Annotated in this window: 26 protein-coding genes and 2 pseudogenes; 13 read left to right on the forward strand and 15 right to left on the reverse strand. The window is 72.8% G+C overall.

Features of this window, described 5'->3' with window-relative positions:
• Positions 1-271: 271 nt before the first annotated feature.
• Positions 272-592 carry a DMT family transporter gene (locus ACIRYZ_RS08260; protein ID WP_402941209.1) on the forward strand — a complete coding sequence of 107 codons (321 nt, stop codon included), beginning with the start codon at positions 272-274 and terminating at the stop codon, positions 590-592.
• A gap of 46 nt (positions 593-638) precedes the next feature.
• Positions 639-1,040 (forward strand): DMT family transporter, encoded by a 402-nt coding sequence (locus ACIRYZ_RS08265; protein WP_402941211.1) that lies wholly within the window; start codon positions 639-641, stop codon positions 1,038-1,040.
• A gap of 235 nt (positions 1,041-1,275) precedes the next feature.
• Here the strand turns inward: ACIRYZ_RS08265 and ACIRYZ_RS08270 are convergent, their stop codons facing one another.
• A complete protein-coding gene (locus ACIRYZ_RS08270) occupies positions 1,276-2,088 on the reverse strand; it encodes a class I SAM-dependent methyltransferase (protein WP_402941214.1) in 813 nt (270 codons plus the stop codon).
• Positions 2,089-2,331: 243 nt separating this feature from the next.
• Positions 2,332-2,720 (reverse strand): annotated as a pseudogene (gene tnpA, locus ACIRYZ_RS08275) (IS200/IS605 family transposase).
• 82 nt (positions 2,721-2,802) lie between these two features.
• Here tnpA and ACIRYZ_RS08280 point away from each other — a divergent pair.
• Both ACIRYZ_RS08280 and ACIRYZ_RS08285 read left to right on the forward strand, forming a co-directional pair.
• On the forward strand, positions 2,803-4,038 hold the full coding sequence (locus ACIRYZ_RS08280; protein WP_402941217.1) for an RNA-guided endonuclease InsQ/TnpB family protein: 1,236 nt from the start codon (positions 2,803-2,805) through the stop codon (positions 4,036-4,038).
• 78 nt (positions 4,039-4,116) lie between these two features.
• A complete protein-coding gene (locus ACIRYZ_RS08285; RefSeq protein WP_402941220.1) occupies positions 4,117-4,626 on the forward strand; it encodes a DinB family protein in 510 nt (169 codons plus the stop codon).
• A gap of 13 nt (positions 4,627-4,639) precedes the next feature.
• Here ACIRYZ_RS08285 and ACIRYZ_RS08290 read toward each other — a convergent pair whose 3' ends face one another.
• The gene (locus ACIRYZ_RS08290) at positions 4,640-5,143 is read right to left on the reverse strand and encodes a hypothetical protein (RefSeq protein WP_402941222.1); all 504 of its coding nucleotides are present in this window, start codon (positions 5,141-5,143) and stop codon (positions 4,640-4,642) included.
• A 198-nt stretch (positions 5,144-5,341) separates the two neighbouring features.
• Positions 5,342-6,967, reverse strand: coding sequence for a CehA/McbA family metallohydrolase (locus ACIRYZ_RS08295; protein WP_402941225.1), 1,626 nt, complete (start codon positions 6,965-6,967; stop codon positions 5,342-5,344).
• 414 nt (positions 6,968-7,381) lie between these two features.
• Between ACIRYZ_RS08295 and ACIRYZ_RS08300 the strand changes: the two genes are divergently transcribed.
• A complete protein-coding gene (locus ACIRYZ_RS08300; protein WP_402941227.1) occupies positions 7,382-8,107 on the forward strand; it encodes a polysaccharide deacetylase family protein in 726 nt (241 codons plus the stop codon).
• 51 nt (positions 8,108-8,158) lie between these two features.
• Here ACIRYZ_RS08300 and ACIRYZ_RS08305 read toward each other — a convergent pair whose 3' ends face one another.
• From ACIRYZ_RS08305 to ACIRYZ_RS08320, 4 genes are all read right to left on the reverse strand, one after another.
• A complete protein-coding gene (locus ACIRYZ_RS08305; protein ID WP_402941230.1) occupies positions 8,159-8,542 on the reverse strand; it encodes a barstar family protein in 384 nt (127 codons plus the stop codon).
• 46 nt (positions 8,543-8,588) lie between these two features.
• Complete coding sequence (locus tag ACIRYZ_RS08310) at positions 8,589-9,242, reverse strand: 4'-phosphopantetheinyl transferase (RefSeq protein ID WP_402941232.1); 654 nt, start codon at positions 9,240-9,242, stop codon at positions 8,589-8,591.
• Positions 9,243-9,400: 158 nt separating this feature from the next.
• Positions 9,401-9,589, reverse strand: a complete 189-nt coding sequence (locus ACIRYZ_RS08315) for a hypothetical protein (protein WP_402941234.1) — start codon at positions 9,587-9,589, stop codon at positions 9,401-9,403.
• 122 nt (positions 9,590-9,711) lie between these two features.
• Positions 9,712-10,617, reverse strand: coding sequence for a LysR family transcriptional regulator (locus ACIRYZ_RS08320; protein WP_402941236.1), 906 nt, complete (start codon positions 10,615-10,617; stop codon positions 9,712-9,714).
• 122 nt (positions 10,618-10,739) lie between these two features.
• Between ACIRYZ_RS08320 and ACIRYZ_RS08325 the strand changes: the two genes are divergently transcribed.
• The 7 genes and pseudogenes from ACIRYZ_RS08325 to ACIRYZ_RS08355 all read left to right on the forward strand — a co-directional run bounded on the left by ACIRYZ_RS08325 (position 10,740) and on the right by ACIRYZ_RS08355 (position 15,765).
• Complete coding sequence (locus tag ACIRYZ_RS08325; protein ID WP_402941239.1) at positions 10,740-11,786, forward strand: FAD-dependent oxidoreductase; 1,047 nt, start codon at positions 10,740-10,742, stop codon at positions 11,784-11,786.
• Positions 11,787-11,894: 108 nt separating this feature from the next.
• Entirely contained in the window at positions 11,895-12,392 is a 498-nt protein-coding gene (locus tag ACIRYZ_RS08330) for a flavoprotein (RefSeq protein WP_402941241.1), read from the forward strand.
• 45 nt (positions 12,393-12,437) lie between these two features.
• Positions 12,438-12,851: pseudogene (locus ACIRYZ_RS08335) on the forward strand (FAD-dependent oxidoreductase); the annotation flags it as partial.
• Between the two features lie 69 nt (positions 12,852-12,920).
• A complete protein-coding gene (locus tag ACIRYZ_RS08340; protein WP_402941244.1) occupies positions 12,921-13,883 on the forward strand; it encodes a DUF6528 family protein in 963 nt (320 codons plus the stop codon).
• Between the two features lie 265 nt (positions 13,884-14,148).
• Positions 14,149-14,460 (forward strand): hypothetical protein, encoded by a 312-nt coding sequence (locus tag ACIRYZ_RS08345; protein ID WP_402941247.1) that lies wholly within the window; start codon positions 14,149-14,151, stop codon positions 14,458-14,460.
• Positions 14,457-15,011 carry an acyl-CoA thioesterase gene (locus ACIRYZ_RS08350; protein WP_402941250.1) on the forward strand — a complete coding sequence of 185 codons (555 nt, stop codon included), beginning with the start codon at positions 14,457-14,459 and terminating at the stop codon, positions 15,009-15,011. Before ACIRYZ_RS08345 ends, ACIRYZ_RS08350 begins: the two co-directional genes overlap by 4 nt.
• A 358-nt stretch (positions 15,012-15,369) precedes the next feature.
• Positions 15,370-15,765: a DUF2267 domain-containing protein gene (locus ACIRYZ_RS08355; protein ID WP_387629183.1), complete on the forward strand. Its 396-nt coding sequence runs from the start codon at positions 15,370-15,372 to the stop codon at positions 15,763-15,765.
• A 29-nt stretch (positions 15,766-15,794) separates the two neighbouring features.
• On the opposite strand, the gene manA is transcribed toward ACIRYZ_RS08355, so the two are convergent.
• From manA to ACIRYZ_RS08390, 7 genes are all read right to left on the reverse strand, one after another.
• Positions 15,795-16,985: a mannose-6-phosphate isomerase, class I gene (manA, locus tag ACIRYZ_RS08360; protein ID WP_402941252.1), complete on the reverse strand. Its 1,191-nt coding sequence runs from the start codon at positions 16,983-16,985 to the stop codon at positions 15,795-15,797.
• A gap of 46 nt (positions 16,986-17,031) precedes the next feature.
• Positions 17,032-17,970 carry an ROK family protein gene (locus tag ACIRYZ_RS08365; protein ID WP_402941255.1) on the reverse strand — a complete coding sequence of 313 codons (939 nt, stop codon included), beginning with the start codon at positions 17,968-17,970 and terminating at the stop codon, positions 17,032-17,034.
• A gap of 129 nt (positions 17,971-18,099) precedes the next feature.
• The gene (locus tag ACIRYZ_RS08370) at positions 18,100-21,141 is read right to left on the reverse strand and encodes an alpha-mannosidase (protein ID WP_402941258.1); all 3,042 of its coding nucleotides are present in this window, start codon (positions 21,139-21,141) and stop codon (positions 18,100-18,102) included.
• 41 nt (positions 21,142-21,182) lie between these two features.
• Positions 21,183-22,439, reverse strand: coding sequence for a glycosyl hydrolase (locus ACIRYZ_RS08375; RefSeq protein WP_402941260.1), 1,257 nt, complete (start codon positions 22,437-22,439; stop codon positions 21,183-21,185).
• Between the two features lie 58 nt (positions 22,440-22,497).
• A complete protein-coding gene (locus ACIRYZ_RS08380; protein ID WP_402941263.1) occupies positions 22,498-23,403 on the reverse strand; it encodes a carbohydrate ABC transporter permease in 906 nt (301 codons plus the stop codon).
• 4 nt (positions 23,404-23,407) lie between these two features.
• Positions 23,408-24,280 carry a carbohydrate ABC transporter permease gene (locus ACIRYZ_RS08385; protein ID WP_402941265.1) on the reverse strand — a complete coding sequence of 291 codons (873 nt, stop codon included), beginning with the start codon at positions 24,278-24,280 and terminating at the stop codon, positions 23,408-23,410.
• Between the two features lie 98 nt (positions 24,281-24,378).
• A complete protein-coding gene (locus ACIRYZ_RS08390; RefSeq protein ID WP_402941268.1) occupies positions 24,379-25,668 on the reverse strand; it encodes an ABC transporter substrate-binding protein in 1,290 nt (429 codons plus the stop codon).
• Positions 25,669-25,799: 131 nt separating this feature from the next.
• Here ACIRYZ_RS08390 and ACIRYZ_RS08395 point away from each other — a divergent pair, with 131 nt between their 5' ends.
• Entirely contained in the window at positions 25,800-26,882 is a 1,083-nt protein-coding gene (locus ACIRYZ_RS08395; RefSeq protein ID WP_402941270.1) for a LacI family DNA-binding transcriptional regulator, read from the forward strand.
• The last annotated feature ends 107 nt before the right edge of the window (positions 26,883-26,989 follow it).

Consider the following 26,989-nt stretch of genomic DNA (forward strand, 5'->3'; position numbering starts at 1 on the left):
GGGTCGGGCTTCCACACCGACCGGCCGACGGAACGGCACTGACGCCGTTCGACCCCGGCCGTGCACAGCCGCGGGCGACGCCGGAGCGCGCCCGCCCGGCCACGCCGACTGACCACGAGTCGCACGGCCCCCACCCCCCTTCACCGCCGGACGACGTCCAGGCGGAGCAGCGCTTCGTCGCTCCCACCCCCGTTCCGCCGGTACGGCGGATCGCGGGACGGCGGACCGTCCCCCGTGCAACGCCGACCTTCAACGAACGAAAGGACCTCCCATGCAGTGGTTCTACCTCGCGATCGCGGACATCTTCGAGATCGCCGTCGCCATCTCGGCCGGTAAGGCCGAAGGCTTCAAGAACCGCCCGTGGACCGCCGCGACCCTGATCACCGGCGCCCTCGGCACCTACTTCCTCAGCAAGGCGCTCCTCACCTTCAACGTGGGCGTCGGCTACGCCATCTGGACCTCCGTCGCCGGTGTCGGCATCACCCTCCTCGGCGCACTGCTCTTCGGCCAGCGCCTGAACTGGCGCAAGGCCGTCGGCATCGCCGTCATCATCGCCGGCGTCGTCGGCCTCCAGCTCAGCGGCGCCGCCTGAGAATCCCGCCCCCACCCGACCCATCTCCTCGAAAGGACTCGTGCACATGTCCAACACCGGGCGCACCTCGGCCAATTCCTGGATCATGCTTCTCCTCGCCGGCGGCTTCGAAGTCGGCTACGCGCTCTCCGTCGGTGGCAGCCACGGCTTCACCCGCCTGACGTGGTCACTGGTCGCCGTCGTCTTCTTCCTGCTGACGCTCTGGGCGCTGAGCGCGGCGCTGCGCACCATCGAGGTCAGCATCGGCTACGCCGTCTGGGCGGGAATCGGGTCCGTCGGCGCGGCACTGCTGGGCCCCGTCGTCTTCGACGAGACCCTCACCGCGGTCCAGGCCGTGTGGCTGGCCGTCATCATCGTCGGAGTCATCTGGCTCAAGCTCGCCGACCGGCCGGCGAAGACCGCCGAGGCCGCGGCCGCGCCGCGGGAGGTCCAGACCGCGGACGTCTGACGGGTGTCGCCCCGCTGCGGGAAGCCGCCGTCGTACCGCTCCTGAGGCGGCCGATCGGTCCGGGTCCTGGTCGGGTCGGGTCGCGGCCGGGTGGCCGCGGGGCGGCCGGGGCATCACGGCAGGGCCTCTCGGTGGCCCGGCGGGCTTCGAAGCCCGCCCGGGCACCGAGAGGCCCTGCCCTGTGCCGTGGGGAGTCGAAGGCCTCGAAGCCCGGGCCGGGCCCGTCCGTGCGTGGTCAGGCGCGGTCGGCGGTGACGAGGTGGTAGTCGAGCAGGCCGTCGCGCCAGGCGGTGAGGAAGTGGCGGGTCCAGTGGCCGGGTGGGACGGTCTCGGCGAGGTAGCGGTCGAGGCCCGGCCAGACGTCCGGACCGATGGACTCGGTGGTGACGGTGGTGAAGCCGGCCTCCGTCAGGTCGGTGATGAAGTCGTCGAGAGGGTGGGCGACATCCAGGCCGTCGGCGAAGCCGGCGAGCAGGATCTTGAGGCGCTCGGCGACGTCGGCCCCCGGGGCGGTGAAGAAGGTGGTGACCACCAGCCGGCCGCCGGGACGAAGGACGCGGGCGGCCTCGACGGCGAAGCTCGGGAGCTCGCGGAAGTGCTGGGCGGCCTCGACGGAGTAGACGCCGTCCAAGGAGGCGCCGGGGAACGGGAGTTCGTCGGCCGAACCGAGAGTGTAGGCGAGCCGGTCGGGGTAGGTGGCCAGGGCCTTGGCGTTGACGGCGCGGGCGCGCTCGATCTGGTCCGGATGGATGTCCACACCCGTCACCGTCGCGAAGCGGAACTCCCGTAGCGCCAGCGCCGCGCCGAGCCCGCGCCCGCAGCCGACCTCCGCCAGCCGCAGCCGCTCGCGTGGGTCGGGGAAGGCGCGCAGCACCCGCCGGTAGAGCTGCTCCTGGCTGCGCACCCGGTCATCGGGGGTGGGGGCGGCGAGGTCGATGCCCTGCCAGTCGCCGAAGTTGATGAAGCCGCCGGCGAAGGTGGCAGCTTGGGACAGATCGTCGGTGCCGTACGTCCGGCGTACCGTCGGTGGGATGCGGTTGTGGTCCATGGGCCGCTGGGTCTCCTGCTCGATGGGCGCCCGGCCGTCGGGCGCGCCGAGGTACGTACCCAAACATGTGGCGGCGTGAACACGGTACGTGACGGACGGAGTTCGGATTTCGGTGGTCGGCCGGGTGGTCGATTCGCTACCGGAATTAATCGCAGTGTGCCGGGCTTCAGCTCGGTGGTGAAGCGATTCTGAACGCTGCTCTGAGCTGGGTCTGGCGCACCCTCCCGCACTGTCCACCTCGGCTCAGGTGGGCCGGTTCTGCTGCTCGATGTACTGCCGGACGATGCTCAGGGGTGCGCCGCCGACCGATCCGGCGAAGTACGACCCGGACCAGAGCCGCTGTGCTCGCCAGTAGTGCCGGACCAGGTCGGGGAACTCTCCCCCGGAGGGGGCACCCCCAGACGAAGGCGTCGGGAGCTGACGCCCTTGAGACTGTTGACCAGCTTGGAGGTCGCCACTTTCGGCGGGAAGTTCACCAACAGGTGGACGTGGGTGGCCTCGCCGTTGAACTCCACCAGCTCGGTCTCGAAGTCCGCGCAGACCGCCCGCGTGATCTCTTCCATGCGCTTGAAGTGGGAGTCGGTGAACACGCGATGCCGGTACTCCGTCACGAAAACCAAGTGAGCGTGCATGACGAGTGCGCAGCGCCTGCCTGCGTGTGCGGATGTTCTGATACTCGGCCATAAACGAACTTCAGTTAGTACAGTGATTGCCGTGCAGCTTCGGTACAGCTTCCGTCTGTACCCGGATGGGCCTCAGTGTGCTGCGCTGGCACGGGCGTTCGGGTGTGCGCGGGTGGTCTTCAACGACGCCCTTCGGGCTCGTGAGAGCGCCCGTGCGGACGGGTTGCCGTTCCCGAGGATCGGCGACCTGTCGAAGCTGCTGATCACCGAGGCGAAGAAGACCCCCGAGCGCGCATGGCTCGGGGAGGTGTCGGCGGTCGTCCTGCAACAGTCCCTCCGGGACCTGGAGAGCGCGTACTCCAACTTCTTCGCCGGCCTCAAGGGCGCCCGCAAGGGCCCGAAGGCCGGTGCGCCCCGCTTCAAGTCCAAGCGGGACGCCAGACAGTCGGTGCGGTTCACCGCGAACGCCCGGTGGAAGATCACGCCGGGCGGTGACCTGTCGTTGCCGAAGATCGGTGATGTGCGGGTGAAGTGGTCCCGCACGCTGCTGTCCACGCCCTCCACGGTGACCGTGGTCAGGGACAGCGCGGGCCGGTACTTCGCGTCCTTCGTCATCGAGACCGATCCGAACGCCGACCTCGGGCGCATGCCCGAGACGGACGGTCGGATCGGGATCGACCTCGGTCTCACCCACTTCGCGATCCTCTCCGACGGAACGAGGATCGACAGCCCGCGTTTCCTGCGCCGGGCCGAGAAGCGCCTCAAGAAGGCGCAGCAGACCCTCTCCCGTAAGGAGAAGGGCAGCAGGAACCGGGACAAGGCCCGTGTCAAGGTCGCCCGCGCTCACGCGCGGGTGGCCGACGCCCGGCGCGAGTTCCACCACCAACTCTCAACGAAGATCATCCGCGAGAACCAAGCGGTTGCCGTTGAGGACCTGGCGGTGAAAGGGCTCGCCCGGACGAGGATGGCCAAGTCCGTGCACGACGCCGGATGGTCGGCGTTCCTCGCGATGCTGGAGTACAAGGCCGCCAGGTACGGGCGCGTCTTCACCCGTATCGGCCGGTTCGAGCCGACCTCGCAGGTCTGCTCGAACTGCGGCGTCAAGGACGGCGCCAAGTCCCTCAACATCCGCGTCTGGCAGTGCCGGGCATGCCGGGTGTGGCTGGACCGGGACGTCAACGCCGCCGTCAATATAGCCAAGGCCGCCGGACTGGCGGTGACAGCCTGTCGAGCGCGGGTAAGACCGGGACCTGTCCCGGCACAGCGCGAAGAAGCAGGAACCCACCGAGACGGTCAGACGACCGTGGTAGGAATCCCCTGGCGCTAGCCGGGGGAGCGGAAGTCAAAGTCCGCCGGGATTCCACGGTGATCACCGGTGATCACCGACGAACAGGAGGAGTAACTGATGAACACCGACAACCGACCCGTACCGGCGCTGACCGGGGGCGAGCGCGAGATGCTGCGCGGCTTCCTGGACTTCCACCGGGCGACCCTCGCCATGAAGTGCGAGGGCCTCACCGACGAACAGCTGCGGCAGCGCTCCAGCCCGCCGTCCACGCTGAGCCTGCTCGGGCTGGTCCGCCACCTGGCCGAGGTCGAGCGGACCTGGTTCCGCAAGGTGATCAACGGCGAGGACATCCCGCTGGTCTGGTCCGAGGACGGCGACTACCAGGCGGCCTACGACGCCACCGATGCCACCCGTGCCGAGGCCTTCGCCGCCTGGCAGGCCGAGGTCGAGCACTCCCGCCGGATCGAACTCGCCGCCCCCTCCCTCGACGTCACCGGCTACCAGCCCCGCTGGGAGGCCGAGGTGTCGCTGCGCCTGGTCATGCTCCACCTCATCCACGAGTACGCCCGCCACAACGGGCACGCCGACTTCCTGCGCGAGGCCATCGACGGCGTGGTCGGCGCGTAGCCGCCGGCCCGTCCTACCAGCCGAGCAGGTGGGTGCGGGTGGTGAGGACGGTGAGGAGGGATTTGGCGGTGGTTTCGGGGGTGAGGTCGGAGGTGTCGAAGGTGTGGCGGGTGGTGGGGGCGTCGGGGGCGGGCGGGGTGGTGGTGAGGACGACGTAGTGGAGGGCGGCGCCGGTGGCGCGGCTCTCGCGGCGGAAGGTGGCGAGGGTGGGCGGGGTGGCCGGGCACTCGACGACGACCTGGTAACCGCGGGTGGCGTAGGCGAAGGCGGCCTGGGCGGCGGCGGCGAGGGCGGTGGCGTTCTGGCGCTCGGCCTCGGGGAGGTGGGGCGGGATCCGGCCGTTGCGGATGACCCGCAGGAAGTCGTCCGTCCGCAGGTGGACGCTCGGGTGCAGCTCCTGTGCGAGCAGCCCCGCGACCGGGCTGTCCCCGGCCCCGGTCGGGTCGACGAGGACCAGGACGCCCCCGGCACCCCGGCCGCCCCCGAGCTCCGGCCCACCTACGGTCGTACGGTTCACAGCTGCTGATCCCTTCGCGGGCCGGGGACGGACGGGTAGCCGGGGCGAGGCGGTCGGAGTGCGAAGACGCCGGTCGGCCCGGATGCGGACAGCCGATCGCCTCGTCCCTACGACTGATGCGTTTCGGGGATCAACCTAGTCCACACGGGTGCCCCGAGTCGTCCCCCCTCCCGGTCCGCGGGCGGGGGCCCGAGGAGGTCAGTGCTCGTCGACCCGCAGCACGATCGGGTTGGTGAGGGCCGCCATCGGGCCCCAGGGCAGGTCCTCGCCCATCGAATTGCCCTTGCCCGGGGTGCCGTCCGCCTTCGGGTGGCGCACCTCGGCGCGGACGTAGGCGGCCAGCGAGGCGGTGGTGCGCCAGACCACCGTGCCGGAGCCGTCGGCGGGCAGCGAATCCTGGTGCATCTGCCCCTCGTCGGTGAGGAAGCGGACCGTCCCACCGGGCACCCCGGAGACGGTGAGCCGGACGTCCAGCGGGGCGTCGGCCGGGACGGTCAGCTCCTCGCCGATGCCGGCCTGGCGGCCGTTCCCGGTGACGGTGAAGTCCAGCCGGACGGTGGCGGACTCGGCGAGCCAGCTGCGCCCGGCGCGCAGGCCGTCGAGGACGGCGTCCCGGGTGAGGTCCTCGGCGAGGACGACGTTGTGCGGGAGGCCGATCACCTGGGGGGCGCTGTGCGCGTCGCTGTTGCCCATCGCGGGCAGCCAGGAGCGGCCGCCGCGCAGGGCGACGGAGAGCCGGGAGTCCCAGGTGTCCACGGCCGACTCGTCGTCGTACGTCCAGGGCCCGTTCCACACCTCGACGGCGTCGGCCTCCTCGTAGCCGAACTTCCACTGGCAGGCGACGTAGGGGCAGTACGGGTGCGCGGGTACCACCAGGCCGCCGGAGCGGTGGACCTGGCGGACGAAGCGCGGGTACTCCTCGTCGCGGGAGCGGTAGCGCCAGTCGACGAACCGGCCGGCCTCCAGGCCGAGGGCCAGCCAGTGGCCGTTGCGGGTGGTGATCTCCTCGCCCGGCAGGATCAGCAGGTCCGGGCCGGCCAGCGGGCCCCAAACGGCGTGCGAGGAGCTGGTGTTGTGGTCGGTGGAGACGATGAAGTCCAGGCCGGCCGCGCGGGCCCCGGCCGCCACCTCCTCGGGCAGGCGCCGCCCGTCGGAGTGGACGGTGTGCAGGTGGCAGTCGCCCCGGTACCAGGCGCGGCCGCGGCCGCGGGCCCGCTCCGGCGGGTAGTGCGGGGTGAACTCCGCTCCGGGTGCGCCGAATCGGAGGGTGACCTGGACGCGGTAGTCCAGGCCCTGGGGGGCCACCTGGTACGGGCCCAGGGCGATGTGCCAGGTGCCCGGGTTGACCGGGCCGGGGAGGTAGCCGGGGGTGGCGGTGTCGCGGGCGATCGCGAACTCGGTGCGGAAGCCGCCGGACCAGCCGCGGAAGCCGTCCCCGCCGAGGTCGGTGCCGCGCTCGTCGAAGATGCCGATGTCGCAGGAGTTGCCGGGGGTGCCGGCCGGGACCTGCGGCTTGTCGTAGCTGTAGGAGACGGCGATCTCGCGGACGCCGTCGGGGACTTCGACCGGGAGGCAGACGAAGTCGGGGCAGCCGGTGGGGAGGTGGCCGGTGAGGGTGAGGGTCCGGTCTGCTTGGTCTGCTTGGTCGGGCTGGTTCGGGGCCGCGGCCGCCGGGCCGGTGGCGGCGGCGAGGCCGAGGGCGGTGGCGGCGCCGGTGGCGAGGCCGGTGCGGAGCAGGTCGCGGCGGGCGGGGTGTGCGGGTTCCTCGTGTTCGTCGTGTTCGTCGTGATCGTCGTGGCGCAGGACGGTGGGGTCGGCGGGCATCGGGGCCTCCGGGCTGGGGTGGGCGGGTCCGTTCGTTCGCCTACCCCGGGGGGTGAACCGGGGATGAGGCGGGGCCCACCGGGGTGGGGCGGGTCGGTGAAGGGGTTCCGGGCGGAGGCGGGGGAGAGTTGGAGGGAGTGACGATGGGTCGGTTCATGGTCGTGAGATCGGTTGGTACGGCAGGTGGCGATGGGTCGGGAGGCCGGTGTGGCACTGAGTCGGCGGGCGCTGCTGGCGGCGGCGGTGGCCGGTGGCGCGCTGACGGGGTGCCGGACCGGGCGGGCGGCTGAGGGGCCGGCCTCGCCGTCACCCTCACCCTCACCCTCAGCCTTGGCCTCACCCTCACCCTCAGCCTTGGCCTCGGCCTCGCCGACAGTCTCCGCTGCGGGCACGCCGCCCGCGACCCCGTCCGCCGTGCCCCCGGCGGCGTCCCGGGAGCGGACCCGGGCGGAGCTGGTTCAGCGGTACGGCGGCACGGCCCCGCGCGAGTGGGGCCTGGAGGTCGCCGGGGTGATCACCGAGCTGTCCGAGGGCGAGTCGGCGATGGCGCTGACCTTCGACGCCTGCGGTGGCCCCGGCGGGAACGGCTACGACGCCGAGCTGATCGGCTTCCTGCGCGGGCGCGGTGTCCCGGCCACGCTCTTCCTGAACGCCCGCTGGATCGATGCCAACCCGGACGTGTTCGAGCAGCTCGCGGCCGATCCGCTCTTCGAGATCGGCAACCACGGCACCATCCACCGTCCGCTTTCGGTGACCGGCCGGTCCGCCTACGGCATCGCCGGGACGGGTGACGTCGGCGAGGTGTACGACGAGGTGACGGGTAACGCCCACAAGCTGACCGAGTCGCTCGGGCACCCGCCCCGGTTCTTCCGCTCCGGCACCGCGCACTACGACGACGTCGCCACCCGGGTGGTCGCCGACCTGGGCGAACGCGTCGCGGGTTTCACCGTCAACGGGGACGGCGGGGCCACGCTCAGCGCCGCCGAGGTGCGGCGGGAGGTGGCGTCGGCCCCGCCCAGGGCGATCGTCATCGGCCACATGAACCACCCGGGCGGCGGCACCGCTCCCGGGGTCGCGGCGGCGGTGCCGGGGCTGCTGGCGGCTGGGCGGCGGTTCGTCCGGCTGTCCGACGTGAGGTGAGGCTGCCGGACGGGGCGAGCCGGCCGGACGCGCGGTGGTCGGGGGCGGGGACTACGCCAGGCGGAGGCCGTCCGGGTGCTCCTCCTCGATGATCCGGACCAGCCAGTCGAAGACCGTCGGCCCCTTGCCCGCCCGGGCGGCGTCCAGTTCGGCGGAGACGTGCTCGCGATTGGTGGGGTGGCAGCGGGTGAGCCGCAGCTCCAACTGGCGGACCGTCTCCGGGTAGCCGAGGTTGCGGCGGGACACCTCGTGGTCGCGCCACTCGATGGCGTAGTCGCCGTCCTCGGGCGTGCCGTAGCCGCCGCGCAGGCAGTCGGCGAAGGCGTCGAGGTTGCGGCCGAAGTAGCCGTCCGCGCCAATCTCCTGCCCGACCACGTCCCAGAAGTCGTCCAGGTTGCGGATCCTGCTGCCGTCGATCACGTAGGTCACCGTCACGCGGTCGAGGATATGCCCGGGAGGCGAACGGACCGGCGACGGGCGGTTACGGCTCGACGGCGATCGCGGTGGCGAGCAGACCGTCGCGCACCGCCCAGCGGCCGTCGAAGCCCTCGATCCGGCGGTCGCCGACCACCGGGCCGGGGACCAGCAGCCGGGCGGAGAAGGTGCCGTCGGGGGAGAGGTCGAGCTCGGCCTCGTGGAAGTCCAACCAGAGCCCGGTCAACGGGAACCAGGCCTTGTAGACCGACTCCTTGGCGCTGAACAGGATCCGGTCCCACGGGGTGTCCGGGTGCTCGGCGGCGAGCCTCGCCAGCCGCTGCTGTTCGACGGGCAGGGCGACGGCGTCGAGCACGCCCTCCGGGAGCGGCAGCGCGGGCTCGGCGTCGATGCCGACGGAGGCGAGGGCGCCGGCCCGGGCCACGGCGGCCGCGCGGAAGCCGTCGCAGTGGGTGAGGCTGCCGATCACGTCGTCCGGCCAGCTAGGCGCTCCGCGCAGGCCCGGGACGAGCGGGCGGTACGGGACGCCCAGGCGGGCCAGGGCGGCGCGGGCGCAGTGGCGGACGGTGGTGAACTCGCGTCGGCGCTTGTCGACGGCCTTGGCGACCACCGCCTCCTCGGCCGGCTCCAGCCGGGCCTCCGGCGGGTCGTCGTAGGCCACCTCGGTCACCACGACGTCCGGCAGCAGGTCCTCGATCACGCGTTCCCCCCTCGGTCGGCCGCACGGACGGGTGCCGCGCGGGACGAGCGTAACCCGGGCGGGCGGCTCCGGTCGGGTGATCCCGTCGATCTTCACCGACCGGGGGTCGCCCGCCTCGCGCGGCGCCCGGGCGACCGTCCGGTGGCCTGCCGTCAGGGCTACTGCCCGAGCAGCTTGGCGAAGTCCAGCCCGAGGCTGCCGAGCACGGGCAGCGCGCCGAGGTCGGTCACGCCGCCGACCGGGATGCTGTAGCCCTGGTTCACCTCGCGGGGCGCGGCGGTCGAGGGCGCGGCGATCGCCGGGGTCAGGACGACGCCGAGGAGCAGGGCGGCGAGTGCGGTGCGCATGTGACGGGCCTTCGGATGGGCTGGAGTGACGGACTGTCAACACCTTCGGCGGCGGCGCGGTCACGTGTCTTCGCCCCTTCGGCCTATGGGTGAAGCTCCTTGACTTGTGTTCATGACAGACCTCACGGCCTGGCGGCGGCCTCCGCCACGGGGAGCTGCGGGGCCATGGCGAGCAGCAGTTGGACCGCGGGGGAGGCCGTCCGCGGGTTGTGGGCCAGACCCAGGGTGACGGTGGGAACCGGTCGGGTCAGCCGGCGCAGGCAGACGCCCGGTATCCGGAAGACCCGGGCCCGCCCCTCGGGGATGGGCGCGATCCCGTATCCGGCCGCCACCGCCAGCAGCAGCTGCTCGTCGTCCGGCTCCTCGCGAACGATCCGGGGCGGCCCGTCGGGCCACAGCTGGCCGGTGATCAGCGCGTGCATCCCCGGGCCGTTCTCGCGCGGCCACAGCACGACCGGTTCGTCGCCGATGCGGTGCCGGCTGACCCTGGCGCGGCCGGCGGCGAGCGGGTGGCTGGTGGGAACCGCCAACAGCAGCTCCTCCTCGGCGACGACCCGGCAGGCCAGTTCGGGGACGTCCAGCGGCGGACGGACGAAGGCCGCGTCCAGCCGCCCCGCGAGCAGCTCGCCGACGTTGTGGGCCGTCCAGCCGGTCTGCAGGGCGACGTCCACCCGGGGGTACCGCTCGCGGAACTCGGTCATCAGGGTGTCGGAGACCCCGCCACGGGCCGATCGGGTGTACGCCACCCGGAGGCTTCCCTGCCGCCCCTCGGCCACCGCCTTGATCCGCCGGTCGGCCTCGGCCACCTCGCCCAGTATCCGCCGGGCCTCCTCGGCGACCGCGCCGCCGATCGGGGTGAGCGTGCAGCCCCTGCTGGTGCGCTCGACCAGCTGCACACCCAGCTGCCGCTCCAGCGCCTTGATCTGCTGGCTCAGGGCCGGCTGTGCCACCCGCAGCCGGCGGGCGGCCCGGGTGAAGTTCAACTCCTCGGCCAGCACCGAGAAGTAGCGCATGCGGTGGAGGTCCACCGGTCGATGATAGGGCCGTCGGGCGGCGGTACGGCCTGCCGGTCGGCGATATGGACGCCGGGCGGTGCTGAGGCCGCCCGTCCGCGATAAGGCCGGCTTATCGCCGGCGGACGGAACTCGTCTTGGACGCCCTCCGGTCCGGCCCGCTTTCCTGGATCCAGCCGCCGCGCTCCGAGCCGGCGGCCGGTCGGGAGGAGGGGATCGACGTGGACGTCGTCGTGATCGGCAGTGGGGTCATCGGGCTCACCACAGCGCTGCGGCTGCAGGAGAAGGGCCTGCGGGTCGTGGTGGTGACGGCGGACGGACTGCTGTCAACGGCCTCGGCCGTGGCGGCGGCCGTCTGGTACCCGGTCGGCGTGGCGGCTGGCGACCGGGTGGCGGGCTGGTCCGCGGCCACTTTCGCCGTACTCGCCCGCCAGGCCGAGGACGGCGTGCCCGGCGTCGTCATGCGCGACACCTGGATGCTGGCGCTCGGGCGGCAGCCGGAGGAGGTGCCCTGGTGGGGCGCCGCCGTCCCGGACCTGCGCCGTCTGGAACCGGCCGAGCTCGCGCCGGCGTACGCGGACGGCTGGCGCTTCACGGCCCCGACCGTGGAGATGCCGCTCTATCTGCCCTGGCTGCTCGGCCGCTTCCTGGACAACGGGGGCGACCTCGTCCACCGACGGCTCGACACCCTGCACCAGGCCGGCGCCTGGGCGCCCGTCGTGGTCAACGCCAGCGGACTCGGCGCACGACAGCTGTGCGGGGACCCGGCGATGCGGCCGGTGCGCGGACAGCTCGTCCTGGTGCGCAACCCGGGCCTGCGGGCCTCCCTGCGGATCCAGGACGACCCGGCCGGGTACACCTACGTCCATCCGCGCAGCGGGGACGTCGTGCTCGGCGGTACCTTCGAGGAAGAGGACTGGGGCCTCGGGTCCGACCCGGAGACGGCCGCGGCGATCCTCGCCCGGTGCGCGGTGCACGTGCCCGAACTGCGCGAGGCCGAGGTCATCGGCCACCCGGTGGGGCTGCGGCCCGACCGGCGGGGCGGAGTCCGGCTGGAGGCCGAGGCGGCCGGCCCGGCGGGGACGCCGGTCGTGCACAACTACGGCCACGGCGGCGCGGGGGTGACGCTCAGCTGGGGGTGCGCGGACGAGGCCGCGGAGCTGGCCGCGACGGCCGTGGGCTGAGGCGGGCGCGGGTGTGGTTAGCGTGTGGGGTCTCCGTGTCCGGCGTGATGGTGGTGGTCGCGTGGTGGGGGACGGTGATCTGCCGGTGGTGAGAGGGGAGTTCGAGAGATGTCCGAGGCGAGGAAGCCGATCCTCTACGTCGTCGTGTGTGCGGCGGGGGTTGCGGGTGGGGTGGGGGAGCTGATCTCGGCTGCGCAGGATCGGGGGTGGGACGTGGGGGTGGTGGCGACGCCTCTTGCCTTGGGGTTCATGGATGTCGGCGCGATCGAAGCTCGGACGGGGTATCCGATTCGCTCCGCCTGGCGGAAGCCGGGGGATCCGCGGCCGTTGCCGGATCCGGATGCGATCGTGGTGGCGCCGGCGACGTTCAACACGATCAACAAGTGGGTCGCCGGGATCTCGGACACGCTTGCGCTCGGGATTCTGTGTGAGTCGTACGGGTGGGGGATTCCGGTGGCGGTTCAGCCTTGTCTCAGTACGGCTCAGGCGGCGCATCCGGCGTATGAGGAGAGCCTGGCGAAGCTGCGGCGGATGGGGGTGCGGATCGCGGAGTACGTGCCCGGGGCGTACAGCTGGACGCGGGTGCTGGACCTGCTCGACAGCTGACAGGGTGGCTGGTCCGGCGTCGGGATCCTGGCAGACCGAGGGGAGACCGTGCGCCAGCTCCGCCGGATCCTGGGCCGGTTCTTCCCGGCCGCCGCGCGGGCCGGGATCGACCACGCCTGGGCGGGCGTGCTCGGGGTGCCGCGGGACTGGTGCGCCACCGTGGAGCTGGACCGGGTGAGCGGGCTCGGCTGGGCGGGCGGGTACGTCGGGAGCGGGGTGACCGCGACCAACCTGGCGGGCCGTACCCTGCGCGACCTCGTGCTGGGCCGGGACACCGAGTTGACCGGGCTGCCCTGGGTGGGCCACACCGTGCGCCGCTGGGAGCCGGAGCCGCTGCGCTGGCTCGGGGTGCACGCGATGTACGCCGCGTACCACGCTGCCGACCGGCAGGAGGCGGCCGGGCGGACCACCACCTCGCCGATCGCCCGGGTGGCGGACCTGGTCTCCGGGCGAATCTGACGGCCCGTTCGGATGACGCGTGCGGCCGGGCTGTCGGGCGGTCCGCCGTGCACCGCCCACCGTTGGGGCGTGCTGAGGAGAACCCTGCCGGTCCTGGGCCTTGCCCTGCTGCTCTGCGCGCCCGCGAGCCGCGCGTTCGCAGGGTCGTCGCAGGGGGAGGTGGTCGCCGTGGACCAGGCGTCCCGCCGCGTTCTCGTCCTGCGGGGAGCCGAGGAGCAGGCGGACTACCAGGGGCCCGACCGGCCTCCCGTGGTGTGGTCCTGGGGCGCCGACCGGGCGGAGGACCTCGGTGACCTCGATCCCGCGGACAGCTGGACCAACCCGGACGAGGCGAAGAGCCGGATCCTGGACGGCCGCCGCTACCTGCTGACCACCGCCTCCGGCGGGCTCGCCGCGGTGGTGGACACCGCCACCGGCGGCAGCCGCTGGGCGGCGGACCTGGGCGGGGCCGCCAATCCGCACAGCATCGAACTGCTTCCGGACGGCAACGTCGCGGTCGTCGCGAGCGGCGGCGGGTGGGTGCGGCTGTACGCGGCCTCGCAGGGGCGCCGGGCCACCACCCACGCGACCTTCCGCCTCCCCGGCGCGCACGGGGTCCTCTGGGACAGGCGGACCGGCCTGCTCTGGGCGCTCGGCGACGGCGAGCTGACCGCGCTGCGGGTCGGCGACGACCCGGCTGAGCCCACCCTGACCGCTGTCCGGAGCGCCCCGCTGCCCGATCGGGGCGGCCACGACCTGGCGCCCGTGCTGGGCGTGCCCGGCCGGTTCTGGGTGAGCACGCTGTACGGCCTCTGGCAGTACGACCCCGCCGCCGATCGGTTCACCCCCGTCCATCTGGCCGACCCCGCCGCGGAGCGGGAGGTCAAGAGCATCGGTGACGACCCCCGCACCGGCCGGCTGCTCACGGTGGCGCCCGACCACAGCGGCCCGTGTGGCTGGTGCACCTCGGTGATCCGGCTGGACCGTCCGAAGGGGACGTGGACGCTGGGTGGTACGCAGCTGTACAAGGCGCGCTGGTGGGGGTCGCAGTAGCAGATCAGCGGCGGACTGTAGTTGATCTTGCCCGGCGGGTCGGCGATACCACCCGTTCTGCTTACCGCGATCGGCTGATGGGGCATATTGTGTACTCCCGCAAACTACTCCAATAGAAGTCAGTTTCCCGTCGCGGTCCGAAAACCATCTGCGGAGCCGCGCCGACTGGGATAGCGTCGAAGGCGTCGGGGGGTCGACACCGATCCGGTGTATTCGAACGTTAGCTACCGGGCCGTAACGGCTCGAATTTGTCATGGAGAAAAGCATGCGGAATTCCCCCAAGGAAAGCCGGTCGGACGTTATCGACGATCTGCAGCTCGCGGTCGACTCGCTGGCCGAATTCCCGGCCGGGAACGCGGCCGGCGCGGCCGATGTCACCGAGCGGCTCGCGGCCGTCGCCGAACTCTGCCGGTCGGTCGACGCGGTGCTCGACAGCCTGGTCGTCCAGGCGGCCGCCGAGGCCGCCGAGGAGGGGTGGACCGCGGCCCGGATGGCGGCCGAACACTCCGGCTACTTCGCCAGGTTGCGGCGCGCGCTGCTCCCCGCCGGGGCCGCGGCCGGGCTGACGCAGCAGTGAGCGCGGTGTACGCCCGCGCGCACGTGCTGTCCTGCCCCACCCGGTGGAGCGACGTCGACGAGAACGGGCACATCAACAACGCCCGGCTGGTCGGCTACATCCAGGAGGGGATTTACGACCTGTTCTGCCACCACGCGACGGCCGTCCGGGAATCGCTTTTCCCGTCCGGATTCATTATCGCGCGACACGAGATCGATTACCTGGAACAGCTCCACCACGGGCCCGACCCATTGTCGGTGCGGCTGACCGTGGAACGGCTCGGGCGGAGTTCCGCCCAGGTCGAGGTGAATGTCTGCCGCGAGCCGCTCACCTTTATGCGGGCGCGGACCGTGGTGGTCGCGCGGGACCGGGAAACCGGCCGTTCGCGCAAACTCAGCGAGAACGAGCGCCGTTTTCTGTCGGCGTATATGACGGACACGGCGCGCGGCGACGCCCTGGCCGTGCCCGGCCAGGCGACGGTGCCGGGCCCGCGACTGGCGGCCCGGTCCGGTGGCGGCGGGGTCGGCTCCCCGCGCGGCGCGCGCAGACGGTGCCGGGCCTCGGCGGGCTGACCGCCGCCGCTCGAATCCGCGCGTTCCCCGGAGTTCTCGTGGGTTCCCGGGGGTTCCCGTGCCGGTGACGGCGCAGGCCGGCGGCGTGATCGACAACGGCGTCGATCCGTCCGTCCGGCACGACGTCGGCGTCCGTCCGTCCGTCCAACCGTCCGGGGCCGGCGTCCGCGTCAAGGTTCCGTTCGGGAACGGAGCTCCCGCCCGAATCCGCGGGTATCGGCCCGGCCGGACCGCAGTACGCTGATCAACACGGGAACCGGCACGTCCCCCGGCGGTCACGGGCTGCGATGAGGCAGGCCCGTCGGGACCATCGCCGCCGCCGGTCCGGCCGGATCCCGCCGACCGGATGGAGGACGCGATGACCATCTCCTGGGAGGACTTCCTCGCCCGCATCGTGGAGCGCGGCGAGTACCGGGGCGAAGCGGAGGCCGACCATGCGGCCCGGGTCGTGCTCGGTCTGCTCGGCGAGCACCTGGTGGGCGCCGAACGCCTCGCACTGGCCGACGCCCTGCCCGTGACGTACGCCCCGCTGCTGCGCGACGCGCAGCCGGCCGCCGAGCCGCTGACCGCCGAGCGTTTCGTGGACGCCGTGGTCGGCTGGATCGACGGGGCGACGCCGGCCACCGCGCAGTGGGACATCGGGGCGGTGCTCAGCACCGTGGCGGACCTGGTTCCGGGGGAACAGGTCGACCGGGTGATCGAGCAGCTCCCGGTGGGCTACGACCTGCTCTTCGGCCACCCCCTGCGGGCCTGAGGGCCTCCTTCGCCGGTCCGAGCGCCGCCCTAACGGCCCGTGGTGGCCCGGAACAGCTCCGAGCCCGGGCCGGTCAGCTCGACCGGCCCGGCGCCCGGCCGCAGGTAGGCGGAAGCGCCCGCCGGCAGGTCGAGGTCCGGATGGCCGGGGGCGCGCAGCCGGGCGCGGCCCGCGACGCAGAGCAGGATCTGCGGGGTGGGCAGTTCGACGCGGACGGGGGTATCGCCCGGGCGTAGCCGGGAGAGGCGGAACTCCTCGGCCGGGGAGGGGAATTCGGAGGTCCGGGCGTCGGCGGTGAGCACCTCGGGCGGGCCGGCGCGGAAGTCTGTGACCGCCAGTAGGCCGTCGACGTCGACGTGCTTGGCGGTGAGCCCGCAGCGCAGCACGTTGTCCGAGTTGGCCATCAACTCCACGCCGGTGCCCCGGAGGTAGGCGTGCGGCACCCCGGCGTCCAGGTACAGCGCCTGCCCGGCGGTGAGCCGGACGTGGTTGAGCAGCAGCGCGGCGAGTAGCCCGGAGTCGCCGGGGTACTGCTCGGCGACCCGGGCGTAGCCGGCGCAGGCCTCGCGGTACGGCCCGCCGGAGGCCGCCGTACGGGCCAAGGCCTCGGTGACGGTGGCGAGTTCGGCGGCGCCGAATGAGGGTTCGGCGGGGCCGGCGGCCAGGGCCTCGCGCAGCAGCGCGGGCAGCACCTCGGCGGCGGGCCGGGTGCGCAGGGCGGCGGCCCAGGGGGCGAGCACGCCGAGGGTGTCCAGCAGCCGGGCGGTGTCGGCGGCCGGTCGGAAGCCGCAGAGGGCCTCGAAGTCTCCCAGCGCGCCGAGCAGTTCGGGCTTGTGCGCGCGGTCCTTGTACACCCGCCGGGGTGAGTCCAGCGGGATGCCCCGGGCCTCCTCGTCCGCGTATCCGGCCTCGGCCTGGGCGCGGGTCGGGTGGACCTGGAGGGAGAGCGCCCGGTCGGCGGCCAGCACCTTGAACAGGAAGGGCAGTGCCGGACCGAACCGCCGTACGGTGTCCGGCCCCAGCAGTCCGTCCGGATCGGCGGCGATCAGCTCGTCGAGTGGCCGGCCGGCCAGCCGGGACGGCGCCGAAGGGTGCGCGCCCATCCACAGTTCGGCCTGCGGGGTGCCGTCGGGCCCGGTGCCGGTGAGCGCGGGGATGGCCGTGGTGGAGCCCCAGGCATAGCGGCGGACCGGGTTGTCGAGCAGGGCGTAGGGCGGCATGGTGCGGGTCTCCGAACGGGGCGTGGTGCCGGCGGGCGGCGGGCGGTCAGCGGCAGAGCGCGGCCGCGCCGATCAGCCCGGCGTCGGTGCCGAGTTCGGCGCGCCGCACGTCCAGGCCGCGGATGTACGAGAGGGCGGCGTAGCGGTCCAGGTGGCGGGCGAGCGGGGTGAACAGCACCTCCCCCGCGGTGGCGACGCCGCCGCCGACCACCACCCGGTCGAGGTCGACCAGGGCGGCCGTGGCGGCGATCCCGGCGGCCAGTGCCTGGGCGGCGCGGTCGAAGGAGGCGAGCGCGATCGGGTCGCCGGCCACGGCCGAGGCGGCGACGGCCCGGGCCGTCCGGTCGTCGGTGCCCGGAAGGCCCCGCCAGCCGTCGGCGAGGGCCCGGCGGGCGATCGCGGTGCCGCTGGCGAGGCCCTCCAGGCAGCCGCGCGAGCCGCACGGGCAGGGCTCGCCGTCCAGGTCGACGCTGATGTGGCCGAGGTGCCCGGCGTTGCCGCTGGGGCCGGGCCGAACGGCGCCGTCGAGCACCAGCCCCGCGCCGACGCCCGTCGAGACCACCAGGCAGAGCGCGTTGGCGGCGCCCCGGGCCGCGCCCTGCCAGTGCTCGGCGGCGGCCATTGCGACGCCGTCCCCGGCCAGGCGGACGGGCAGCGTCCGGGCGGCCACCGCCGGGTGCGCGGCGACCTCGGCGACCAGGGGGAAGGCGCGCCAGCCGGGGATGTTGACCGGGCTGACGGTGCCGCCGGCGAGGTCGACCGGGCCGGCGCTGCCGATCCCGACGGCCGTCACGGCGGCCCAGTCGGCCGTGCCGGCCAGCTGGTCCAGCACCTTGTGCACGACGGCGAGCACGGTCGGGCCCGGCTCCCGCGCCGGGGTGGGCAGCTGGAGCCGGTGGCGCAGCCGTCCGTCGCCGTCGACCAGCGCGCCGGCGATCTTGGTGCCGCCGATGTCCACGGCGGCGAAGAGGGGGGTGAGCGGCACGGTGGGCTCCAGGGGGTGGGAGGGGCGGCGCCCCGGCCGCGGGGGTCGGGGCGCCGCACAGCGTACGCGGCTCAGGCGGTCAGCCGGTCAGGCGTCCAGCCGGTCGTGCCGAGCCGCGGCACGACCGGTTCAGCCCGCGGCGCTGAGCCGCAGCGTGACGAGTTCGAACGGCCGCAGTGCCAGCCGCACCCCGCCGTCCTCCACCGCGACCTCGCCGCGGGTGCCGTCCCAGGGGCGCTCCAGCAGGTCGCAGGGGACGGCGCCGGCCAGCGGGAAGGAGGTGGTGAGCCGGCCCCGGGAGCGGCCGCCGCCCGCCTCGTAGACCCGGACGATCAGATCCCCGCTGCGGTCGTCGGCGAGCTTGACCGCGCTGACCACCAGGGCGTCGTTGTCCAGCTCGACCAGCGGCGCGACCTGCTCGGCGCTGCCGGTGACCCGCCGCTCGGGCAGGCCGATCCGGTAGCCCTCGCGGACGGCGTCGGCGATCGCCGCTCCCGGGACCAGGGCGTGCCGGAAGCGGTGCAGGCCCTGGTCGGTCCTCGGGTCGGGGAAGCGCGGGGCGCGCAGCAGCGAGAAGCGGACCGTGGTGGTGGTGCCGCCGTCGCCGTCGCGCACGGTGCGGGTGACGTCGTGGCCGTAGGTGGAGGCGGTCACCAGGGCGACGCCCCAGCCGGGCTCGTCCAGGTGGACGAAGCGGTGGTTGCAGGCCTCGAACTTGGCGGCGTCCCAGCTGGTGTTGGTGTGGGTGGGCCGGTAGAGGTGGCCGAACTGGGTCTCGGCGGCGTAGCGCTCGGTGTGGATGTCCAGCGGGAACGCGGCCTTGAGGAACTTCTCGGTCTCGTGCCAGTCGACCTCGGTGTCGATGTCGAGCCGCTGCTCGCCGGCCCGCAGGGTGAGGGTCTGGACGACGGTGGAGGAGCCGAAGGAGCGTGCGATGCGGACCGAGGCCTGGCTGCTGGTGGCCGAGGCGGTGAGCGAGTCCACGCCGGTCAGGTCGGTGACGGTGTTGCGGTAGAACTGGTCGACGTCCCAGGCGTCCCACATGTTGGGGAAGTCGGGGTGCAGCTGGAGCAGGTTGGCGCGGCCGCCGGGGGCGACGCTCTCCCGGCCGCTCGCCGTCTCGACCACCGAACCGATCAGGCCGTCGGCGTCGACCACGACCTCCAGCAGGCCGTTGCGCAGCGTGAAGCCGCCCCCGTCCACCGGGGCCACCGAGCAGACCGTACCGTCCTGGACGGCGACCGCCGCCCCGCCCGCCGGAACGGCCGAGCGCGCGTGCGGCGCCGCGTTGAACACCAGCTCGCGCCCGCCCGAGGCGGCCCCGGCCAGGGCCTGCTGGGCGGCTTCGATCAGCGCCTCCAGCTCCCCCGCCAGCGCCGCGTACGTCGCCTCGGCCTCGCGGTGCACCCAGGCGATCGAGGAGCCGGGCAGGATGTCGTGGAACTGGTGCAGCAGGACGGTCTTCCAGATCCGGTCCAGCTGCTCGTACGGGTACTCGGCGCCGGTGCGCAACGCCGCGGTGGCGCACCAGAGTTCGGCCTCGCGCAGCAGGTTCTCGCTGCGCCGGTTGCCCTGCTTGGTCCTCGCCTGGCTGGTCAGGGTGGCCCGGTGCAGCTCCAGGTAGAGTTCGCCGACCCAGACCGGCGGGTTCGGGTACTCGGCCTCCGCCTTGGCGAAGAACTCGGCGGGCTTCTCCCAGCGGACGGTGGCCGATCCCTCAAGGCTCTTCATCCGGGCCGCCTTGGCGACCATCTCGCGGGTCGTCCCGCCGCCGCCGTCGCCCCAGCCGGTCGGGGCGAGCGAGTGCCGGGCCACCCCCTTGTCCTTGAAGTTCCGTGCCGCGTGGGCGATTTCGCTGCCCTTCATGGAGCAGTTGTAGGTGTCCACGGGCGGGAAGTGGGTGAAGATCCGGGTCCCGTCGATGCCCTCCCAGAGGAAGGTGTGGTGCGGGAACCTGTTGACCTGGCTCCACGAGATCTTCTGGGTCAGCAGCCACTTGGAGCCCGCGTTGCGGATGATCTGCGGCAGGCCGCCGGTGAAGCCGAAGGTGTCCGGCAGCCACGCCTCGTGGTTCTCGACCCCGAACTCCTCCAGGAAGAACCGCTTTCCGTGCACGAACTGGCGGGCCATCGCCTCGGAGCTCGGCATGTTGGTGTCGGACTCCACCCACATGCCGCCGGCCGGGACGAACCGCCCCTCGGCCACCGCCTTGCGGACCCGCGCGTACACCTCGGGGCGGTGCTCCTTGATCCAGGCGTACTGCTGCGCCTGGGACATGGTGTAGAGGAAGTCCGGCTCGTCCTCCAGCAGGGCGGTCATGTTGGCGGTGGTGCGGGCGACCTTGCGGACGGTCTCGCGCAGCGGCCAGAGCCAGGCGGAGTCGATGTGGGCGTGGCCGATCGCGCTGATCCGGTGCGCGGACGGCACGGCGGGCGCGGCGAGCACGGCCGCCAGCTCCGAACGGGCGGCGGCAGCGGTCCCGTTGACGTCCTGCAGGTCGACCGCGTCGAGGCAGCGCTCGACCGCGCGCAGGACCTCCCAGCGGCGGGCGTTGTCCACCGGCAGCTCGGCCATCAGCTCGCCGAGCACCTCCAGGTCCAGCGACAGCTGCCAGACCGTGTCGTCGAAGACCGCCAGGTCCATCCGGGCCAGCTTGTACTGCGGCTGGTCGCCGGCCGTCTCCCTGTCGCCCAACTCGGTGGGCAGGAAGGGGTGGTAGTCCAGGATCACCGGGTTGGCGGCCGCCTCGACGTGCAGCAGCACCTGCTCGCCGCCGGCCGCCGGGGCGGCGATCCGCACCCACTGGTTGCGCGGGTTGAGGCCCTTCACCGGGCTGCCGTCCGGGCGGTAGACCAGGCCCTCGCACTGGAAGCCGGGCATGTTGGCGTCGAAGCCGAGGTCGATCAGCGCCTCGACCGTGCGCCCGGCCCAAGCCTCGGGGACGGTGCCGGTCACGGTCAGCCAACTGGTGCCCCAGGGCGCGCCCCAGGCGTCACCGACCGCGATCGGGGTGCGCGGCGCGGCCAGGCCCTCGGCGACCGGGACGGGCTCGCCGGGGGCGGTCCAGATGCCGACCTCCAGCGGGACGGACTCGGGGTAGACCGCCGGGAGGATGCGCTCCTCCAGGACGCGCTTGAGGCGGGACTCGACCAGGGTGCGGTCATCGTGCATGTCGGCAGGCTCCGTTGCGTGCTGGGGGACGGTGAGGACGGCTACAGGGAACGTACGTCGTCGGGGTGGACCACCTCGGTGATGCCGCGCGCGGCCAGGTGCGCCCGGTCGCCGGCGCGCTCGGCGAGCACGGTGGTCGGGCGGGCGCCCGCCTCGGCGAGGCGCATGAACGCCTCGTACACCGGGCCGCCGGGGCCGCAGACCGAGCGCCGGGGGGAGGTGACCTCGTCTCCGGCGGCCACCACCACGGCGGTGCCGCGCGGCTTGGGCGGCTGCCAGGAGCGGCGGGCCTCGGCGGCGGCCTCGGCGAGCCGGGCGCCGGCCGGCTTGACCCGCCGGTCGGTGGTCAACAGGCCGAGGCTGTACTCCAGTTCGGGGAAGTCGGCGAGCGAGCGGTCCACGTCGTGCGAGCACCACCAGGTGACGCCCCACAGGTCCGGGCAGTCCAGCACGGCCTCGACGGTCGCCCCGGTGAACCGGGCCGCGTCCTCGGCGCCGATGTGCGGGGCGGGCGCGCCGACCTCCTGCAGCCAGACCGGGCGGGCCGGGTCGTCCGCCCAGGCCTTGGACAGCTCCACCAGGTAGGCGGCGTGCTCGGTGGTGGCTGTGGAGCGGGCGCCGTAGCGCTGGGCGGTGCCGTTGAACACCCAGGAGTGCACGGCGGTGGCGGCGCCCAGCCGGGCCGAGTGCCAGGGGGTGAACGGGTGCCCGTCCAGGTACCAGGCCGCGTCGTAGGAGGCGTGCAGGTGCAGCCGGCCGGGCGCGCCCTGCTCGCAGGCGGCGAGCATCCGGCGCAGCCAGGCCTCGGCCTCGGCGGGGGTGACCCGGTCCGGGTCGGGGTGCGGGGCGCCGGAGAACTGGTTGATCTCGTTGCCGAGCGTCATCCCGAGGAAGTTGGGCCGCTCGCGCAGCGCCTCGGCCAGGGTGCGCAGGTAGGCGGCCTGGCCGTCGAGGACCTCGGGGTCGGTGAAGATGTTCCGCCGGTGCCAGGTCCGGGTCCAGGAGGGCAGGAAGTCGAAGCTCGACAGGTGGCCCTGCAGACCGTCCACCGCGACATCCAGGCCGCGCTCGCCGGCCGCGTCCACCAGGGCGGTCAGCTGCTCGACGGCGCGCGGGCGGATCAGGGTGCGGTTGGGCTGGAACAGCGGCCAGAGCGGGAAGACCCGGACGTGGTCCAGGCCGAGGGCGGCGACGGAGTCGAAGTCGGCGCGCACGGCGTCGAGGTCGAAGTCGAGCCAGTGGTGGAACCAGCCGGCGCTGGGGGTGTAGTTGACGCCGAAGCGCGGAGGGGTGGTCACGTTGGGCTTCCTCAACTCGGTGGGGAGTGATGGGAGGCGGGCTCATCCCTTGACGGGCTCATCCCTTGACGGCTCCCTCCTCGACGCCCTTGAAGAAGAAGCGCTGGCAGACGCCGAACACCACGACGATCGGCAGGAAGGCGATCATGGTGCCGGCCGCGATCAGCCGGGGGTTGGCGGAGAAGGTGCCGTCGAGGTACTGGAGCCCGACGGTGAGGGTGTACTTCTGCGGGTCGTTGAGCACGATCAGCGGCCAGAGGAAGTCGTCCCAGGCGCCGATGAAGGTGAAGATGACGATCACGCTGAGCATGCCGCGCACATTGGGCAGGCCGATGTGCCACAGCCGCTGCCAGACGTTGGCGCCGTCGACCAGCGCGGCCTGGTCGAGCTCGACCGGTACGGCGGCGAACGCGGTGCGCATCAGCAGCACGTTGAGCATCGCGATCGCGCCGGGCAGGGCGACGCCGGCCAGGCTGTCGGCCAGGCCGAGGCTGCGCACCAGCACGTACTGGGAGACGATGGTGACCTCGCCGGGCAGGACCAGGGTGGCCAGGAAGAGGCCGAGGACCAGCTTGGCACCGCGAAAGCGCAGCCGGGCCAGCGCGTAGCCGGCGAGGGTGCAGCCGACCACGTTGCCGGTGACGCAGACGGCGGCCACGATCAGCGAGTTGAGGGCGTAGGTCCACACCGGGACGGTGTCGGCGACCTGGCCGTAGTTGCCGAGGGTGGGCTGGTCGGGGACGAAGCTCGGGGTGCGGGTGAAGACGTCCTCGGCGGGGCTCTTGAGGGAGGTGGAGAGCTGCCACAGGAACGGACCGATGACCAGCAGCAGGACGAGGACCAGGAGCAGGTAGCGGGCGGCGGTCCGGGCGGGGGAGGGGGTGTTGAAGCCCCGTGCGGCCTTCGGGCGTCCGGCGCCCTTCGCTGCGCGGAAGGCGGTCTCGGGTTCGCGGACGGTGGTCACGGGGTCAGGCCTCCTTCCGGTTCAGCCGCATCAGGAACAGCATCGGGCCGAGGGTGATGACGAACAGCAGCAGGCTGAGCGCGGAGGCGTAGCCCAGGTGGCCGTTGAAGCCGCGGCTGTACATCTGGATCAGCATCACCACCGACATGTCCCGGCCGCCGGGCCCGCCCTGGCCGTTGGAGAGCACGTACAGCTCGGAGAACACGCGCAGCGAACTGACCGAGATGAGGGCCGAGATCAGCACCATGGTCGGGCGCACCCCGGGCAGGGTGACGTGCCAGAACCGGCGCAGCGGGCCGGCGCCGTCCACGGCCGCCACCTCGTGCAGCTCGCGCGGGACGTTGGCGAGGGCGGACAGGTAGATGACCATGTAGTAGCCGAGGCCCTTCCAGACGGTCAGGGCGATCGCGCTGAACAGCAGCAGCCAGCGGTCGGTGAGGAAGGAGACCGGGGAGTGGGCCAGCCCGGTCTGCTGGAGCAGGCCGTTGACCAGGCCGCGGTCGTCCAGCACCCAGCCCCAGATCAGCGCCACCACGACGGCGGAGGCGATCACCGGGGTGTAGAAGGCGGTGCGGAAGAAGGTGATGCCGGGGATGCGGCGCTGGACGAGCAGGGCGAGCAGCAACGGCAGGACGGTCAGCAGGGGGAGGCAGGCCAGCATGAAGACGATGCTGTTGAGCAGGGCGTCGGCGAGCTGGTCGTCGTCGAGCAGGCGGCCGTAGTTCTCCAGGCCGGTGAACTGCCCGCCGCCCAGGGGCTTGGCGTTGGTGAAGGACAGGATCACCGTGTTGACGGCCGGCCAGAGGTTGAAGACGGCCAGCCAGAGTATCGCGGGCCCGGCGAGCAGCCAGGGAGTGAACCAGCGCCGGTGGGTCATGCGGTGCCTTCCTGGGGCCTGGGGGTGCGGGTCATTCCCGGGGCGGCGAGTGTGGGGGAGACCCGCCGCTTCACCGGTACGGTCCTCGGAGCGGGTGGTCAGCCCTTGAGCAGCTTGTCGCACTGCTCGACGGCGGTGTCCAGCGCCTGCTTGGAGCTGGTCTCGCCGCTGATGGCCAGCGCGAACTGCTGCTTGATGATCGAGCCCATCGCGTCGTCCACCTCGACCGGCTGGATCAGCTCGGCCTTGGCGAGCGAGGTGAAGGCGATCACTTTGGCGTCGCCCGCGTTGGTGCCGTCGCTCTTGCTGAAGAACGGGTCGTTCGCGGAGGCCTTGGTGGACGGGAAGACGCTGGTCAGGTGGGCGAAGGCGGCCTGGTTCTCGGGGCTGGTGACCCAGCGGGCGAGGGCGACCGCGGCGGCCGGGTTCTTGGTGTTCTTGGGGATGGACAGGCCCTGGACGTACAGCGGCGGGGTGGCCATCGCGGGGGAGGGGACGACCTTCGGGGCGAGCGTCGGGTTGTCGGTGGCGAGGCTGGTGATGAAGTTGCCGCCGCCGGTGGTCCAGGCCGCTGTGCCGGAGCTGAACAGCTTGGAGTTGCCGGCGTAGGTGTCGGTCAGCACGCCGTTCGGCATCAGGCCTTCCTTGAAGGCGTCGCGGTACTTGTCCAGCAGGGCGGCGGCCTCGGGGGTGTTGAAGGTGAAGGACTTGCCGTCGTCGGCCATGATCTTCACGCCGATGTTGTAGAGGTCGCCGAGGCCCGGCTTGCGGCTCATCAGGTAGGTCTGGCCGCCGGACTTCTCCTTCATCACCCGGGCCTGGGCGATCAGTTCGTCCAGGGTGGTCGGGGGCTTCTTCGGGTCCAGGCCGTTCTTCGTGAGGAGTTCCGAACTCCAGTAGTTCACATCGGTGTTGAGGTACCAGGGGTAGCCGAAGGTGCCCTGGTAGCCGTGGTAGCGGTAGGCCTCCACGCCACCGGCGACGTACTCGTCGGCGAGCTTGGGGTCGGCTTTGGCGACGTCCAGCAGGACGTCCTTCTTCGCGAGCGGGAACGCGAAGTCCGGCGGGAGGTTGACCACGTCGGGCAGGGTGCCGGAGGCGGCCTGGCTGAGCACCTTGTCGGAGTAGCCCTCGCCGGGCTGGTCCAGCCAGTCGACCTCGACGCCGGGGTACTTCTTCTTGAAGCCGTCGATCACGCCCTGCATGTAGTCGGTGAACTTGGGCTTGAGCGCCCAGGTCTGGAGCGAGACCTTGCCCTTGACCTCACCGGTGGCGGCCGCACTCGCCACGCTGTCGCTGCTCTTGCCGCCGCCGGAGCCGAGTCCGCAGCCGGTGAGGGCCGCCGCGGTGAAGGCCGTTGTCGTCAGTGCCGCCCAGATTCTTCGCATGAGGGTCTCCCGGTCCTGGGGGTGGGTGGGGGATGGTGCGGAAATCAGAATCTGACTAACTAAACCGGTCTAGCTATGGCAGGGACTATGCTCCCGCCTAAACTTGGCTGTCAAGAGAGGAGTCGGGTTCTGTGGGCAGACCGACGATCGCCGACATCGCGCGCCAGGCCGGCGTCTCCAAGGGTGCGGTGTCCTTCGCGCTCAACGGCCGCCCGGGGGTCAGCGAGGCGACCAGGGCCCGGATCCTGCGGGTGGCGGAGGAGATGAACTGGCGGCCGCACAGCGCTGCGCGCGCCCTCGGCGGGGCCAGGGCGGACGCCGTCGGCCTGGTGATCGCCCGCCCGGCCCGCACCATCGGTGTCGAGCCGTTCTTCAGCCAGCTGCTCTCCGGCCTGCAGGCCGTGCTCTCGGCCAGCTCGGTCGCGCTGCACCTGATGGTCGTCGAGGACACCGCCGCCGAGATCGAGGTCTACCGGCGCTGGGCCTCCGAGCACCGGGTGGACGGCTTCATCGTGGTCGACCTGCAGGTCAAGGACCCGAGGCTGCCGGTGCTGGACGAACTCGGGCTGCCCGCCGTCGTCCTGGGCGGGCCCGGCAAGGGCGGCAACCAGCTGCGGATCTGGGCCGACGACCGGGAGGCGATGCTCTCCATCGTCGACTACCTGGCCGCCATCGGGCACCGCCGGATCGCCCACCTGGCCGGCCTGCCGCACTTCCAGCACACCCAGCGGCGGATCCGCGCGCTGCGCGACGCCTCGCGCCGGCTCGGACTGGAGGAGGCGGTCTCGGTGCCCACCGACTTCAGCGACGCCGAGGGCGCGGCGGCCACCCGCACCCTGCTCTCCCGGGCCAGGCGGCCCACCGCGATCGTCTACGACAGCGACGTGATGGCCGTCGCCGGGCTCGGCGTGGCGGGGGAGATGAGCGTCGCGGTGCCCGGCGAGCTGTCCATCGTCTCCTTCGACGACTCGGTGCTCGCCCGGATCGTCCACCCGCCGCTGACCGCGCTCAGCCGGGACACCTTCGCGCTCGGCGAGCAGGTCGCGCGCAGTCTGCTGGAGGCGGTGGACGGGACCGGGCCCGGACGGGACCTGCAGATGCCCACGCCCCGGCTGACCGTACGGGAGTCCACCTCGCCGCCGGGTGCCGCGCCGCACTCACCGGTCGGAGCGGTTGCTGCGCGAGTCGTTGACACGGGTTCTGAACCGGTTTAGCCTCGCTGCGCCGAGGGGGTCCGGTCCTGCGCACTGTCCGCTGTCATGTTCGCTGAATTCCCCTCGCGATGAGCACCGCCACGCCCGCATGCACCCGGGCCGGCCGC

The organism is Kitasatospora sp. NPDC101155 (assembly GCF_044768305.1).
GTDB lineage: Bacteria > Actinomycetota > Actinomycetes > Streptomycetales > Streptomycetaceae > Kitasatospora.

Excerpts from the sequence above, each read along its gene's own strand:
- ACIRYZ_RS08385 (WP_402941265.1), bottom strand. The coding sequence starts at position 24,280 with ATGACCCACCGGCGCTGGTTCACTCCCTGGCTGCTCGCCGGGCCCGCG.
- ACIRYZ_RS08390 (WP_402941268.1), bottom strand. The coding sequence starts at position 25,668 with ATGCGAAGAATCTGGGCGGCACTGACGACAACGGCCTTCACCGCGGCG.
- ACIRYZ_RS08285 (WP_402941220.1), top strand. The coding sequence starts at position 4,117 with ATGAACACCGACAACCGACCCGTACCGGCGCTGACCGGGGGCGAGCGC.
- ACIRYZ_RS08270 (WP_402941214.1), bottom strand. The coding sequence starts at position 2,088 with ATGGACCACAACCGCATCCCACCGACGGTACGCCGGACGTACGGCACC.
- ACIRYZ_RS08355 (WP_387629183.1), top strand. The coding sequence starts at position 15,370 with ATGACCATCTCCTGGGAGGACTTCCTCGCCCGCATCGTGGAGCGCGGC.
- ACIRYZ_RS08260 (WP_402941209.1), top strand. The coding sequence starts at position 272 with ATGCAGTGGTTCTACCTCGCGATCGCGGACATCTTCGAGATCGCCGTC.
- ACIRYZ_RS08315 (WP_402941234.1), bottom strand. The coding sequence starts at position 9,589 with ATGCGCACCGCACTCGCCGCCCTGCTCCTCGGCGTCGTCCTGACCCCG.
- manA (WP_402941252.1), bottom strand. The coding sequence starts at position 16,985 with ATGCCGCCCTACGCCCTGCTCGACAACCCGGTCCGCCGCTATGCCTGG.
- ACIRYZ_RS08265 (WP_402941211.1), top strand. The coding sequence starts at position 639 with ATGTCCAACACCGGGCGCACCTCGGCCAATTCCTGGATCATGCTTCTC.
- ACIRYZ_RS08295 (WP_402941225.1), bottom strand. The coding sequence starts at position 6,967 with ATGCCCGCCGACCCCACCGTCCTGCGCCACGACGATCACGACGAACAC.
- ACIRYZ_RS08330 (WP_402941241.1), top strand. The coding sequence starts at position 11,895 with ATGTCCGAGGCGAGGAAGCCGATCCTCTACGTCGTCGTGTGTGCGGCG.
- ACIRYZ_RS08345 (WP_402941247.1), top strand. The coding sequence starts at position 14,149 with ATGCGGAATTCCCCCAAGGAAAGCCGGTCGGACGTTATCGACGATCTG.
- ACIRYZ_RS08370 (WP_402941258.1), bottom strand. The coding sequence starts at position 21,141 with ATGCACGATGACCGCACCCTGGTCGAGTCCCGCCTCAAGCGCGTCCTG.